The sequence below is a fragment of the Microcystis sp. M169S2 genome (genome assembly GCF_020245865.1).
In the GTDB taxonomy this organism is placed as follows: Bacteria; Cyanobacteriota; Cyanobacteriia; order Cyanobacteriales; family Microcystaceae; genus Microcystis; species Microcystis ichthyoblabe_A.
This window is the reverse complement of record NZ_JADBUB010000210.1, coordinates 1-13,210: the sequence shown is the minus strand read 5'-3', so window position 1 is coordinate 13,210 and position 13,210 is coordinate 1. Positions and strand designations below refer to the sequence as shown.

Annotated in this window: 9 protein-coding genes and 3 pseudogenes; 7 read left to right on the top strand and 5 right to left on the bottom strand. The window is 43.7% G+C overall.

Annotation, left to right across the window (positions count from 1 at the left end; genetic code table 11):
- Nucleotides 1–244 precede the first annotated feature (244 nt).
- The 3 genes and pseudogenes from IM485_RS19625 to IM485_RS19615 form a co-directional block, all read left to right on the top strand.
- A pseudogene (locus IM485_RS19625) lies at nt 245–658 on the top strand (GGDEF domain-containing protein); the annotation flags it as partial.
- Nucleotides 655–1,437, top strand: coding sequence for a transporter substrate-binding domain-containing protein (locus IM485_RS19620; RefSeq protein WP_287745104.1), 783 nt, complete (start codon nt 655–657; stop codon nt 1,435–1,437). The pseudogene IM485_RS19625 and the gene IM485_RS19620, both read left to right, overlap by 4 nt.
- A 210-nt stretch (nt 1,438–1,647) precedes the next feature.
- On the top strand, nt 1,648–2,184 hold the full coding sequence (locus IM485_RS19615; RefSeq protein WP_104396572.1) for a tetratricopeptide repeat protein: 537 nt from the start codon (nt 1,648–1,650) through the stop codon (nt 2,182–2,184).
- A gap of 55 nt (nt 2,185–2,239) precedes the next feature.
- Here IM485_RS19615 and IM485_RS19610 read toward each other — a convergent pair whose 3' ends face one another.
- Together IM485_RS19610 and IM485_RS19605 are read right to left on the bottom strand one after the other, a co-directional pair.
- Nucleotides 2,240–4,039 carry an SLC13 family permease gene (locus IM485_RS19610; protein WP_104396571.1) on the bottom strand — a complete coding sequence of 600 codons (1,800 nt, stop codon included), beginning with the start codon at nt 4,037–4,039 and terminating at the stop codon, nt 2,240–2,242.
- A gap of 4 nt (nt 4,040–4,043) precedes the next feature.
- Nucleotides 4,044–6,824 carry a cation-translocating P-type ATPase gene (locus tag IM485_RS19605; RefSeq protein WP_287745101.1) on the bottom strand — a complete coding sequence of 927 codons (2,781 nt, stop codon included), beginning with the start codon at nt 6,822–6,824 and terminating at the stop codon, nt 4,044–4,046.
- 259 nt (nt 6,825–7,083) lie between these two features.
- On the opposite strand from IM485_RS19605, the gene pds reads away from it, so the two are divergent.
- The gene (gene pds / locus IM485_RS19600; protein WP_104396569.1) at nt 7,084–8,514 is read left to right on the top strand and encodes a 15-cis-phytoene desaturase; all 1,431 of its coding nucleotides are present in this window, start codon (nt 7,084–7,086) and stop codon (nt 8,512–8,514) included.
- Nucleotides 8,515–8,619: 105 nt separating this feature from the next.
- Entirely contained in the window at nt 8,620–9,552 is a 933-nt protein-coding gene (crtB, locus tag IM485_RS19595) for a 15-cis-phytoene synthase CrtB (RefSeq protein ID WP_052276152.1), read from the top strand.
- A gap of 313 nt (nt 9,553–9,865) precedes the next feature.
- Here the strand turns inward: crtB and IM485_RS19590 are convergent, their stop codons facing one another.
- Entirely contained in the window at nt 9,866–10,342 is a 477-nt protein-coding gene (locus tag IM485_RS19590; protein WP_104396568.1) for a hypothetical protein, read from the bottom strand.
- Between the two features lie 257 nt (nt 10,343–10,599).
- Here IM485_RS19590 and IM485_RS19585 point away from each other — a divergent pair, with 257 nt between their 5' ends.
- Nucleotides 10,600–10,842 (top strand): hypothetical protein, encoded by a 243-nt coding sequence (locus IM485_RS19585; RefSeq protein ID WP_104396567.1) that lies wholly within the window; start codon nt 10,600–10,602, stop codon nt 10,840–10,842.
- Nucleotides 10,843–10,902: 60 nt separating this feature from the next.
- Here the strand turns inward: IM485_RS19585 and IM485_RS19580 are convergent.
- Nucleotides 10,903–11,460 (bottom strand): annotated as a pseudogene (locus IM485_RS19580) (pirin family protein); the annotation flags it as partial.
- 137 nt (nt 11,461–11,597) lie between these two features.
- On the opposite strand from IM485_RS19580, the gene tnpB reads away from it, so the two are divergent.
- A complete protein-coding gene (tnpB, locus tag IM485_RS19575; protein WP_287745099.1) occupies nt 11,598–12,779 on the top strand; it encodes an IS200/IS605 family element RNA-guided endonuclease TnpB in 1,182 nt (393 codons plus the stop codon).
- A 19-nt stretch (nt 12,780–12,798) separates the two neighbouring features.
- On the opposite strand, the pseudogene IM485_RS19570 reads toward tnpB, so the two are convergent.
- A pseudogene (locus IM485_RS19570) lies at nt 12,799–12,933 on the bottom strand (pirin family protein); the annotation flags it as partial.
- Between the last annotated feature and the right edge of the window lie 277 nt (nt 12,934–13,210).

Below are 13,210 nucleotides of genomic sequence, written 5' to 3'. Positions count from 1 at the left end.
TGAGTCGATGGATACTTTCTCGGAACTTGCCTTTTCTTTGATCCGCCTCAAACCCCAGAAAAACCCTTATTTCTCCAAAGGGTTAACGGCTATGAGCCTTATAAAGCAAGCTTTTTAACTGTTCTGTCACCCCTTGAGCAATTCTCAACTAGAAAAGCTAGTCACAACTGATAGCCTAACTGGGGTGAATAATCGTCGAGAGATTCTCGCCTTGGGCGAGAAAGAATTGTAACGATGTCGCCGTTATCATCGTTATTTTTCGGTTCTAGTCATCGATATCGACCATTTTAAACATATTAACGATACTTTTGGTCATCTCCTAGTGGACAAAACTTTAATTACTGTCGCTGAGGCAATTAAAAACTGTCTGCATCAAGTGGATAGTTTTGGGTGCTTTGGGGGCGAGGAATTTGTCGCTATTCTCCCAGAAACTAATCTTCAAGATGCTGATACCACAGCCCAGCGCATTTGTCAAGTAATTAACAAGTTAAATATTGAAATTAATCGACAAAAAGTGCGAGTTACTGCTAGTATTGGTGTGGCAACATTTAGCCCTGAAGATAATAATCTAGAAGCGGTGATCGAGCGGGCTGATCATGCCATGTTTGCCGCTAAAAATCAAGGTAGGAATCAGGTTAGTTTAGGTAAAACAGTATGAAAAATTTGTTATTGATTCTTGGTTTTTTGCTCTTGGGTGTAGCCCCAAGTTTTAGTGCCGATCTCGATACAATTATACGCCGGGGAAAATTAATTGTCGCTGTCAAAAATAATCTCCCTCCCCTCGCTTTCCTTGATTCTCAGGGTAATCTGCAAGGATTGGAAATCGACATCGCTAAACGTCTAGCGTCAGAAATTCTCGGTTCTGACATTGCTATTATTCTCAAACCCGTTAGTAATCAAGAACGTTTACAGGTGGTTATTGATGATCGGGTGGATTTGGCGATCGCTCGTGTGGCGATTACTCCTGCACGTCAGCGCTTAGTGGATTTTAGCCCCTTTTATTACCTCGATAGCAGCGGTTTTGTGACGAAAAACCCACAATTGCAGCGTTTAGAAGACTTAGCTAACTCTAGAATCGCTGTACTTAACGGATCGACGACAATCGCCCTTGTGCGTTCCAATTTACCTAATGCTATCCTGCGCGGGGTTGCTTCCTATCAAGAAGCTTTAAATTTACTGGAAACCGGGGAAATAGACGCTTTTGCGGCTGATAATAGCCTTTTAACTGGTTGGGTGCAGCAATTACCCAATTATCGTCAATTACCGATCCAGTTAGGGGCGATCGCTCTAGGAGTCGTTCTCCCTAAAGGTTTACAGTACCAAAGTCTCCGAGAACGCGTCAACCAAGCGATCGATCGACTAGAATCCACCGGCTGGTTAGCAGAACGGGTGAACTATTGGGGTTTACCCCTGAGAATTCGGGAAATGGGAAGATAGGGTGATGGGGTGTGGGGTGTGGGGTGTGGGGTGTGGGGTGTGGGGAGGGGGAAGTGGGGAGGGGGGAGAAGGGAGTTTTTTGCTGTGAACAGTGAACAGTGAACGGAAAACTCACATCTGATAACTGATAACTGATAACTGATAACTGACTAAATCCTGCTATAATCTGAGGGAATAAGTATAAAAATATTAATTGCTCGATCGCTAATTATGGAAGATACCCTGCCGCTTATTTACGTTTCTGGATTGCTAATTTTTGTGATTGGTTTAGGAATTTTTGTCATCGTGCAAATCTTTAAAACCCGTCGAGTAGAAGGAACCTTTAACAAGCTACAAAAGAAATTGCAAAAAGAAAAAGGTACAGCTAAAGAATACTATGAATTAGGGAGTCTGTATCTCGATAAAAAACTCTATGTTCAAGCTTTGAGTTTACTACAAAAGGCTTTAAAAATGTCTGAAGAAGAAAGCATCGAACCAGAAAATCAAGCCCTAATTTATAATGCGATCGGTTTTTCCTATTTTGCCCAAGAACAATTAGAATTAGCGATTCGTAACTACAAAGAGGCAATTAAACTTTATCCTCAATACTCGATCGCTCTTAATAATCTTGGCAATGTTTACGAAAAGAAACAAATGGCAAAAAAAGCTCTCGAAACCTACGAAGAAACTCTCAAATTTGATCCTAATAATACCGTGGCGAAAAAGCGCACGGAATCCCTGCGTAAACGCTTCGCTGAATCGAAATAGTTTTGACTACTGATCAAATTCTTTTTAGAGATCGAAGAATCTTCGATCTCTTTGTTTATTTCAAGCCATAAAACAAGACAATTAAACTAGGGGTTAAAATCGTCAAAATTAAATTTAGGGGCGCACCCAAACGGGTAAAATCGAGGAATTTATAGCCCCCGGGGGCATAAACCATAGTATTAGTTTGATAGCCAATCGGTGTTAGATAACTATTAGAAGCAGCAAAGGTGACAGCATACATAAAAGCCAAAGGATTTAAACCCAAAGTTTTCGCCACTTCCACGGCGACGGGAATCATTAACACCACGGCAGCATTATTGGAGAGGATTTCAGTTAAAAATGAGGTAATTAGATAGAAGAAAACTAAGATCCAAAACCCCGAAAGATGTCCGCCGATAGCCACTAAATTATCTGCTAACCATTTAGTCGTTCCTGAGTTATCCATGGCAGTACCCAGGGGAATTAAACCCGCTAATAAAAAGATAATATCCCAACGAATGGAACCATAGACTTCCCCGGGTTTTAGACAGCCAGTAATTACCATTAAAACCACCCCAACTAAACTGGTGACGAGAATCGGTTGAATATCAAAAGCGGCAACAATAATCACCAACAAAGTAATCATTAAAGCAATAATGCCCTTATCCTGTCGCAGTGATTCGATATTTTTTTCTTCTAAAACTAATAATTCTCGCGTGGTTTGTAAACCAATAAAACTCTGTTTTGGTCCTTGAACTAAGAGCAAATCACCAAACTTTAAAGGAATTTTTCCTAATCTTCCTTGCAGTAATTCCGAACCACGCCGAATCGCCAAAACCGTGGCGTTATAACGCTGACGAAATTTCAAATCTTTTAAAGTTGTCCCAATTAAACGGGAATTAGAGAGAATCAAAACCTCGGCTAATTTTTCCTCACCTGTAGTAATTGTCGATTCAATATCTCCTTTCTGAAATTTGAGATCAGCAAAAATTTCTAAACCCCGTTCATCTTTAATCTTTAATAATTCTTCCCGACTACTGTGAACGATTAAAATATCGCCAGCATTGAGAACTTTATCGGCTAAAGGCTGGGGTAAATGTACCTTATTTCTGATTAATTCCAACACATCAAAATCGAACTTTCTTTGTAGTCCACTTTGAGATAAAGTTTGACCGATAAGATTAGAACGAGGGCTAATAATTACCTCACTCAGATATACTTTAGAACCATAATCATCGTCTAAAAATTCCCCCGTGGAAGATTTGCGATCCGGTAATAATTTCGGGGCAAAAATTGCTAAATAAATCAAACCAGCTAAAAAAGTTACTACTCCTAAAGCAGTGAATTGAAATAAGCTAAATTGCCCATAACCCAGCTTGGCAGAAATACCACTAGCGAGAATGTTTGTAGAAGTTCCCACCACGGTAATCATCCCCGCTAAAACTGTGGCGTAGGAAAGGGGAATTAATAACTTAGAAGGGGAAATTTTTTGTTTTTTACACCAATCTTCGACGATGGGTAAAAAGATCGCCACCACTGCCGTGTTATTAATAAAAGCACTAATTGGCCCCACCAATGCCCCTAGGACAAATACCTGTTGGTGGGGATTTTTACCCCCCCAAACCAACAAGCGATCGCGAATTACTTGAATCACTCCCGTGCGGGTAATTCCGGCACTAAGCACAAACATCGCCATCACTGTCACCGTGGCAGAATTACTAAATCCGGCGATACCTTCTTCGGGAGTAACTAAACCCAAAAGAATCAGGACAATCGCCACGCATAAAGCGGTTAAATCTACCGGTAGCCATTCCGCCACGAAAGCGACTAAAGCAACGACTAAAACCGTTAAAGTCAGAATAATTGGTGTTGGCATTGATTTATTTTTTCGTCATGAACCAGCGAATAAATAACTTCTCCAACTCGATCCAAACAAACATTAAGGCACTAAATCCAAAACAGATTAATAATTCCGTGCCACTAATCCATTGAGTGCCGAAGAAGCTTTGTAGGGGAGGAGCATAAATTAACAACAATTGTAGGATCGTTGTCAAGCCCACGGCAGCAATAATGTAAGGATTAGAGAAGGGATTCATTTGCACAGCTAACTGGGTATGGGAACGCACCGCTAAAGCATGACCCATTTGTGCTAAACAGAGGGTAGTAAATACCATGGTTTTCCAGCGTCCGGGATCTCCGATTTCGGGGGTTGCCTGAGTATATTGGTAAGCCCAAGCCATCATAATAATGGTCAGAATCGCAAACACCACACCGATGCGAATCATATACCAACCCAAACCGCGGGCGAAAATGCTTTCCCGGGGGCTAAAAGGTGGACGTTTCATCACATTAGGTTCAGCGGGTTCCATTGCCAGAGCCAGAGCCGGTAAACCGTCGGTGACAAGGTTCATCCAGAGGATTTGCAAGGGAGAAAGGGGTACACCGCCTAAACCGAGCAGAGGAGCCGCCGCAATCGTTAAAACCTCGCCAATATTACTGCCGAGAATGTATTTAATAAAGCGCCGAATGTTACTGTAAACCACGCGCCCTTCTTCAGTGGCAGCGACGATGGTGGCAAAATTATCATCCAGCAAAATCATATCGCTGGCTTCTTTGCTGACATCGGTTCCCGTAATGCCCATGGCGATGCCGATATCCGCTTGTTTTAGTGCCGGAGCATCATTGACTCCATCCCCCGTCATGGCGACGAATTTGCCCCGTTTTTGGAGGGCTTGTACGATTCTCAGCTTATGTTCCGGAGAAACGCGCGCATAGACGCTCACACCATCTACCTCTGCCTCTAGGTCATTCTGAGACATTTTTTCTAATTCTTTACCCGTGATCACTCGCTCTCCGGGGGCGGCAATGCCCAATTCACTGGCGATCGCCTTGGCCGTTAATTGGTGATCTCCGGTAATCATAATCGGACGAATTCCCGCCTGACGACAGAGGGCAACCGCTTCTTTAACTTCTTTGCGGGGTGCATCGAGCATTCCCACCAATCCCAACCAAACCAGGGATTGTTCTTCACTATCTTCTCTTTCCGCTTCTGGCACTTCTGTCATCGGTTTATAGGAAAAACCTAAGACTCGTAGACCATTACCCGCCATTTCGTCATTTTGTGCCAAAATACGGCTTCTTTGTTCATCTGTTAAGGGTTGACTTTCCGCCCCAACTTGGATCAGAGAACAGCGTTCGAGAATTAATTCCGGTGAGCCTTTGGTAAACATTAAATAGGCAGAATCCCCCAAACCTAACTGGGCATTCTCACAGATTACTGACATTCTCTTTCGTTCGGAAGAAAAGGGAAATTCGCCTAAACGAGGGCTTTTTGGTTCCAATGCTTCCCGATATAGTCCTCCTTTACCCGCCAACGTCAGTAAAGCTCCTTCGGTGGGATCGCCTAAAATTGACCATTCTTGCGCTTTATTTTGCAAAAGTGCATCATTACACAGCACACAAGCCGTTAAAATTGCCTGTAGTTCGGGATCACTTTCACTCGCGCCACTAAACTCCCCGATGGGCGCGTAACCTTCCCCCGTGACAGTAATGACATGGTGGGAAGTATTGACTTTCTGCACCACCATTTTATTTTGAGTTAAAGTTCCAGTTTTATCGGAGCAAATCGTCGTTACCGAGCCTAAAGTTTCCACTGCCGGCAATTTACGGATTAAAGCTTGTCTTCTCACCATTCTCTGGGTTCCAATTGCCAAAGTCACCGTCACCACTGCCGGTAAACCTTCGGGAACAACCGCCACAGCCATACTAAGGGAGGTTTCTAGTAATGACTCAAAAAACTGCCAACCGAAGCGAATTACGCCCCCAAGCACGACTACAGCCACTAAAGCTAGGGAACCACTCACTAAAACGTTACCTAACTGCGACATTCGCTGCTGTAGGGGAGTTGGTTCACTTTCTACTCCTTGCAACAAAGCGGCGATTTTACCGATTTCCGTATCCATTCCCGTCCTGGTAATCGCCACTTTCCCCCGTCCTTGTACTACTTCTGTACCCTGATAGACGAGGTTAATGCGATCGCCTAAAGAGGCATCTTCAGGTAAAACCTTCTGTGCTTGTTTATTCACCGATTCCGCTTCCCCCGTGAGGGCAGCTTCGCGAATTTGCAGGTTTTGTGCTTCTAATAATCTGCCATCGGCGGCAATTTGTACCCCCGCTTCCAGTAACATGATATCCCCGGGGACAAGTTCCTTAGCCGCCACTTCAAAGGTGCTACCATTACGGATAACCCGGACTTTCGGCGAGGATAACTGCTTAAGGGCGGCTAATGCCTTTTCTGCCCGACTTTCCTGTAAATATCCTAAAATACCGTTTAAAATAACAATCGTAAAAATAGCGATCGCATCTTTGGGAAATTCCCCTTTTTTCAGATCCAAAACCGCCGAAACCACCGCCACGGCAATCAGCATCACTAACATAATGTTAGTAAACTGTTCCCAGAGAATCATTAACGGGCTACGTCCCCCCGTTTCTTTTAGTTCATTTAACCCGAAAATATCCTTTCTTTTAACAATTTCGTCCTCGATTAAGCCGGTTTCCCCATTGGTTCTCAGTATTTCTAGGGTTTGTTCGCCAGTTAAATTATGCCAAGCACGATTATTCTCTATTTCCGAGACTTGAGGTGACGTAGTGGGAAAAGTCATAGCGATCGATTGAAGAGGGTGTACGCGTGAACTAAAAAGGTAAGCGAATTAAGCTAATTACATATCACAATATCAGTTATCAGTTATCAGTGACCAGTAAGCAGTTATCAGTGACCAGTAAGCAGTTATCAAGGAAGTGGGAAGATAGGGAGAAGGGGGAAAAAGCTGAAAAGCTGAAAAGCTGAAAAAAATGTAACGAAATGTGAAGTATAATAGCGAATGTGATAAAGACAAGACATTAGAGAGTAGATAGGAAACGATGCGAGTTGCGATCGCTGGTGCGGGACTAGCCGGATTATCTTGTGCGAAATACCTTGTCGATGCGGGACATACGCCCATCGTACTGGAACGTCGCGATGTATTAGGGGGAAAAATTGCCGCTTGGAAAGATGCCGATGGGGACTGGTACGAAACCGGTTTACATATCTTCTTTGGCGCTTATCCCAATATGCTGCAATTATTCAAGGAATTAGGCATAGAGGATCGCCTACAGTGGAAAGAACACTCGATGATCTTCAATCAGCCGGAAAAACCGGGGACTTATTCGCGGTTTGACTTCCCTGATATTCCCGCCCCAATTAACGGTATTGTTGCCATTCTTCGCAATAATGATATGTTAACTTGGGAGGAAAAAATCAAATTTGGACTCGGTTTACTCCCTGCCATTGTTAAAGGACAAAGTTACGTCGAGGAGATGGATAAATATTCTTGGTCAGAATGGCTAGAGAAACAAAACATCCCTCCTAGGGTAGAAAAAGAAGTGTTTATCGCTATGTCGAAAGCCCTAAACTTTATCGATCCTAACGAGATTTCCGCCACGATTCTACTAACAGCCCTCAACCGCTTTTTACAGGAGAAAAACGGCTCAAAAATGGCTTTTCTCGACGGTTCACCCCCGGAAAGACTCTGCCAACCTTTAGTCGATTACATCACCGCTAGAGGCGGCGAAGTGCGCTTAAATGCGCCTTTAAAAGAGATTCTGTTAAATGGAGATGGCACAGTTAAAGCCTTCTTAATGCGTGGTTTAGACGGTGGGGAAGATTATCTTTTTGAAGCCGATCTTTATGTTTCGGCGATGCCTGTAGATCCTTTAAAAGTTTTACTGCCTAAACCTTGGCAAGAAGATAAATTCTTTCAAAAATTAGAAGGATTAGAAGGAGTTCCCGTCATTAATTTACACCTTTGGTTTGATCGCAAGCTAACCGACATCGATCATTTATTATTCTCCCGTTCCCCTTTACTCAGTGTTTATGCTGACATGAGCAACACCTGTAAAGAATACGCTAACCCCGATCGCTCGATGTTAGAATTAGTTCTCGCTCCTGCTCAGGATTGGATTAGCAAATCCGATGACGAAATTATCGCCGCCACGATGAAAGAACTAGAAAAACTCTTTCCCCAACATTTTACTGGCGATAATCCCAGTCAATTGTTAAAATACCATCTGGTGAAAACTCCTCGATCGGTTTATAAAGCCACCCCTGGCCGACAAGGTTATCGACCTTCTCAGAAAACTCCGATCGAGAATTTTTATCTCGCCGGTGACTATACCATGCAAAAATATTTAGGAAGCATGGAAGGAGCGGTTTTATCGGGGAAATTAGCGGCGGCAGTGATCAGCAAAGATCACCCCGCAGCACCCCTAAACCCGAATAAAACCCAATCCACACCAGTGTCCAGCGCTCGTTAATTCTCTGGCTAGGGACTAATGACGAAAATGGCCTTGAGTGAGACAATGCTATATCATTAGCCACAGTTCGCCGTTAATCTAAGTCAATCATTCCGCCCCAGCAGAATGCTCCAATTGCCAAAACCGACCCACCCCACCAAACCCCTCGTCTCCCTTGCGGAGTCCTACGAACTCTGTCGCCGGATTACAGAGAAGTATTCCAAAACGTTTTATCTCGGTACTCTCCTGATGCCGAAAGCAAAACGTCAAGCGATCTGGGCAATTTATGTCTGGTGTCGTCGTACCGATGAACTGGTCGATGGTCCCCAAGCCCGGTTAACTACCCCTGAAACCCTCGATTTATGGGAAAAACAGCTAGAAACCGTCTTTTCTGGGGTTGCCCTTGAGGATGCCGATGTCGCTCTCGTGGATACTCTAGAAAAGTTCCCCATGGATATCCAACCCTTTCGGGACATGATCGCCGGGCAACAGATGGATCTCTATCGCAGTCGTTATCAAACCTTTGATGAACTAAAACTGTACTGCTATCGGGTGGCGGGAACGGTGGGGTTAATGTCCAGCGCGGTGTTAGGATTGGAAGATGGCGATCGCTCGGCTCCTTGGCGACGCAATCAAAGCGTCTATATTCCCCAAGAAGAAGCGATCGATCTCGGTATTGCCAATCAATTAACCAATATTTTGCGGGATGTGGGGGAAGATGTCCATCGTGGGCGGATTTATCTGCCTTTAGAGGATTTAGAGCGTTTTAACTACAGCGAAGATGATTTACTCAAAGGGGTTAATGATGACCGTTGGAAGGCGTTAATGCGCTTCCAAATTGAGCGGGCCCGTTATTACTACGATTCCGCCGAAAGGGGGATTCGCGCCCTTAATCCCGATTCCCGTTGGCCGGTTTGGGCGGCTTTACTGCTTTATCAAGGCATTTTAGACGTAATTGAAGCAAATAATTACGATGTCTTCGCCCGTCGTGCCTTCGTGCCTTTAGCCAAGAAAATGCTCTATTTACCCGTGGCTTGGCTGCGATCGCAAGCCTTATAAAAATGCGACGGGTTTTGTCGCTCACCGACTCCACCCGTCAAATCTTACCTAGGGTTTGCGGCAAAAAGTTTTTCGTGGGGGCAGGGTGTGGGGTGTGGGGTGTGGGGTGTAGGGTTTTACCGATTTTGAGGGGGTCAATTACCCAATTTTCAGGGAAAAAGTCCCTGAATTCTCCCCCCGATCACTCCCATATCCGGTACTTTTCGATTTCCCAAAAGTCTAAAAGTCTTACCCAACAAGGTTTTTAGATTTATTCAGCCAACCCTAACTATTAAGTTTTCCCAATTCAGCTGCTTAACTTGGGTTTGGTTTTTCAGCGTGATTTAGGAGTCACCAACCAGAAAGGTCCAGTTTCCGTGCAGGGAACATCTCGATCGGTGTCGTAAACCACAAGGCCATCTTGCCGATCCAAAACCAAGGCTTCTCCTAGACGGACGTAGGATATAAACGGGCCAAGATAGCGGACAACAGGCTCATCGCTACAGGCTGGCAACACCCTCTCGTTAAAATACTCCCACCCCACATCCTCGACGCTTTCATAGTAGCGGATGCTGAGATCGTCGATCACTTTCCCCGGAAAGCGGTCTTGGATAGCTGACCGGAGAAATTCTGGCAGCGGTCGATCGGGCGATAATAATATTCCAGATTTCATGGCTTTTCCCCCTAAAACTAAAGGAAGCGGGAAACTCTGACAAATGCCTCCCCTATCGTGACTATTCACTTCCGCTCCCCACCCCGCCAATTTTTTACTAGGGATGGAAGCCAGCGCAGGGAGTCCCTTTGTATTTATTGTAACAAATTTCTCCGCAAAGGTTCAGGGCGATACGGTGAGAACAGTTTTTCTTGATTTTTCGTTACAAAGATTGACAAATTTATCCTTTTATTTTGGCGATAATAATAATTACCCGGCGACAAGCCAGAAAAAATAATGGAAACAGGGAAAGACGGACGAGACTGGGACTAACTAACTGGCAATAATGATAGCGAGAAAAGAAGTGGTTTAGTAGTGTCGAATTCTCGTTCCCAATCATTTAGGAGGTAAGAAAGATGACAATTTATGTCACCCGCGAGGGAAATAAACTGGTGGCCGATTCCCCACTGGAATTGGTGGAAAAATTACAACAATGTCAGGGTAGAATGACGGAAACAAGACAGGATTTCATGACTCGGATGGCTGCACAGATGGTGGCCAGCCAAGGCGTTACCGTTCCTATCACCGATCCGGAGAATTTTATCGCCGAGCTAATCCACAACGATTTTCTGAGCGTGGTGGACAGTATTGACGGCTAAAAGTCGGCCGGGGAATTGGCGGCAAAACTTAGCTCCTAGAGTCCCTAATACTCAACCCCGCTACCCTAGGTCAAAAAGCAAAATTTCCGAGTCTTCTAGGGATTGAATAGCCAAAGAGGTTTCGTCGCTAATTGCCGCTCCATCTCCCGCTCGTAAATGCACGCCATTCACGGTTATTTGCCCTCTAGCCACCTGTAACCAGCCATAACGACCGGGTCTTAAGGAATGGGTGAGGGACTGGCCTAGGAGCAGAATTCCCGCGTAGAGATTAACGTCTTGATGGACTTTAACCGCATTACCGGCACCGGTGGGAGAGGCGATTAATCGTAGGGTATGGGGAGAAAATTTGATCGCTTTTTGTTGATAACTGGGTTCTAGATTTTTTTGGTCGGGAATAATCCAAATTTGCAGAAGATGGAGGGGATTAGTATCAGAATAATTAAATTCACTGTGTTTTATCCCTTTTCCCGCGCTCATCCGTTGAATTTCACCGTGTCGAATCACGGAACCCGTGCCGAGACTGTCTTGGTGTTCTAGTTCTCCCGCCAAAACATAGGTTAAAATCTCCATATCCTGGTGTCCGTGGGTGTGAAATCCTTTTCCCCCAATCACTTTATCACAGATGTCGGGGTAAAGACCCTCAATTTTACAGACGGGATGAAACCCCGACCAGAATAGAACCGCAAAGCACGATTAAATCCTTGACAGTTTAGCATTACATAGTTTAACATAGTACATATAGTCTGGTAAACAAGATGTTAAAAGCGTTTAAGTACAGAATCTATCCGACAAGCGAGCAATCAGTTTTGCTTGCCAAGTCGTTTGGCTGTGCTAGATGGTTTTACAATTACGCTCTAAACTTGACATCCGAAACTTACAAGCAAACTGGAAAAGGATTAAGCAGAGACGAAATAATTAAGCTGCTGCCTTCCCTAAAAAAGGAGTATGAGTGGTTAAGCGAAGTACCATCGCAGGTATTACAGCAAGCCGCTTTAAATCTTTCTAGTGCTTTCCTTAATTTCTTTGAAGGTAGAGCTAAATATCCTAACTTCAAGAAAAAGCAAAATAGGCAGTCGATTAGATTTCCTCAACACTGTAAGTTAAAAAATGATGTTTTGGTATTACCTAAAATTGGTGAAGTCTATTGCAAAGTTTCACGGCAACCAGAGGGAGACTTAAAGTCTGTTACGGTTTCAGTTAATCCATCAGGAGAATATTTCGCATCTTGTCTCTATGATGATGGTCAGGATTTACCCCAAAAATCATCAGAAGGAAAAGCTGTCGGCATAGATGTTGGACTAACCCATTTTGCTATTACATCAGATGGGACTAAACATGGGAACCCTAAATACTATCGTAAGTACGAACAAAGATTAGCGAGGAAACAAAAGAAACTAAGCCGCAAGCAAAAAGGCTCTAAGAATCGAAATAAAGCTAGAGTTAAAGTTGCTAAAGTTCACTCTAAAATCGTTCGTTGTCGTGAAGATTTTCTGCACAAACTAAGTCGTAAATTAGTTGACAAAAACCAAGTCATAGTGGTAGAAAATCTGGCAGTCAGAAACATGGTCAAAAACCAGAAACTAGCAAAATCAATTAGTGATGCTGGTTGGGGTCAATTCTGTACCATGTTAAAATACAAGGCTGAATGGGAAGGAAAAATCTATATAGAAGTAGATAGATTCTTTCCTAGCCCTAAGACTTGTAGTAACTGTTTAAATCGTGTTGATAGTTTGAGTTTAGATATTCGTAGTTGGCAATGTCTTAAGTGTGGAGAAACCCACGATAGAGACATCAATGCCGCTAAGAATATTCGGGATGAAGGTTTACGAATTTTGGCGGTAGGGCATACCGCTACTGCTTCTGGAGGGAGAGTAAGACCAAGTAAAGGCACTGCTTTTGCAAGGCATCTCCCCGTGAATGAAGAATCCCTCGCATGAGTGCGATGGGAGTGTCAACCTCGTTGATAACTCTGAGACTCCTCAAATTAATCTGTTGCGGATTATAATATTGGGCAAAAGAAAAAGTATGATAGGTATCCAACCAACCATAGTTAGCGTGGCCTCTTTCCTCAGCTTTGCGTATAGTAATCATCAGTTTTCCTCTTTTTTATCTCTATATTCCTAGTCTATAAAATATTGCCAAAAATGATAAGTAGGCCCTTAAAAGTCAGATAGTTACCTTGGGGTAATCATCCTGGCAATGTTCTTAAATTTTAGAGATTTTGACTTATATAGCGGTATGCACTTGCATGAGGTACAATAGAAGAGGACAATAAATTATAGACCTAGGCAGGAGCCACGACCCGATGAAGCCCTATTCTTTAGACTTGCGACAAAAGATCATCGAGACCTACGAGGAGAATAACCTC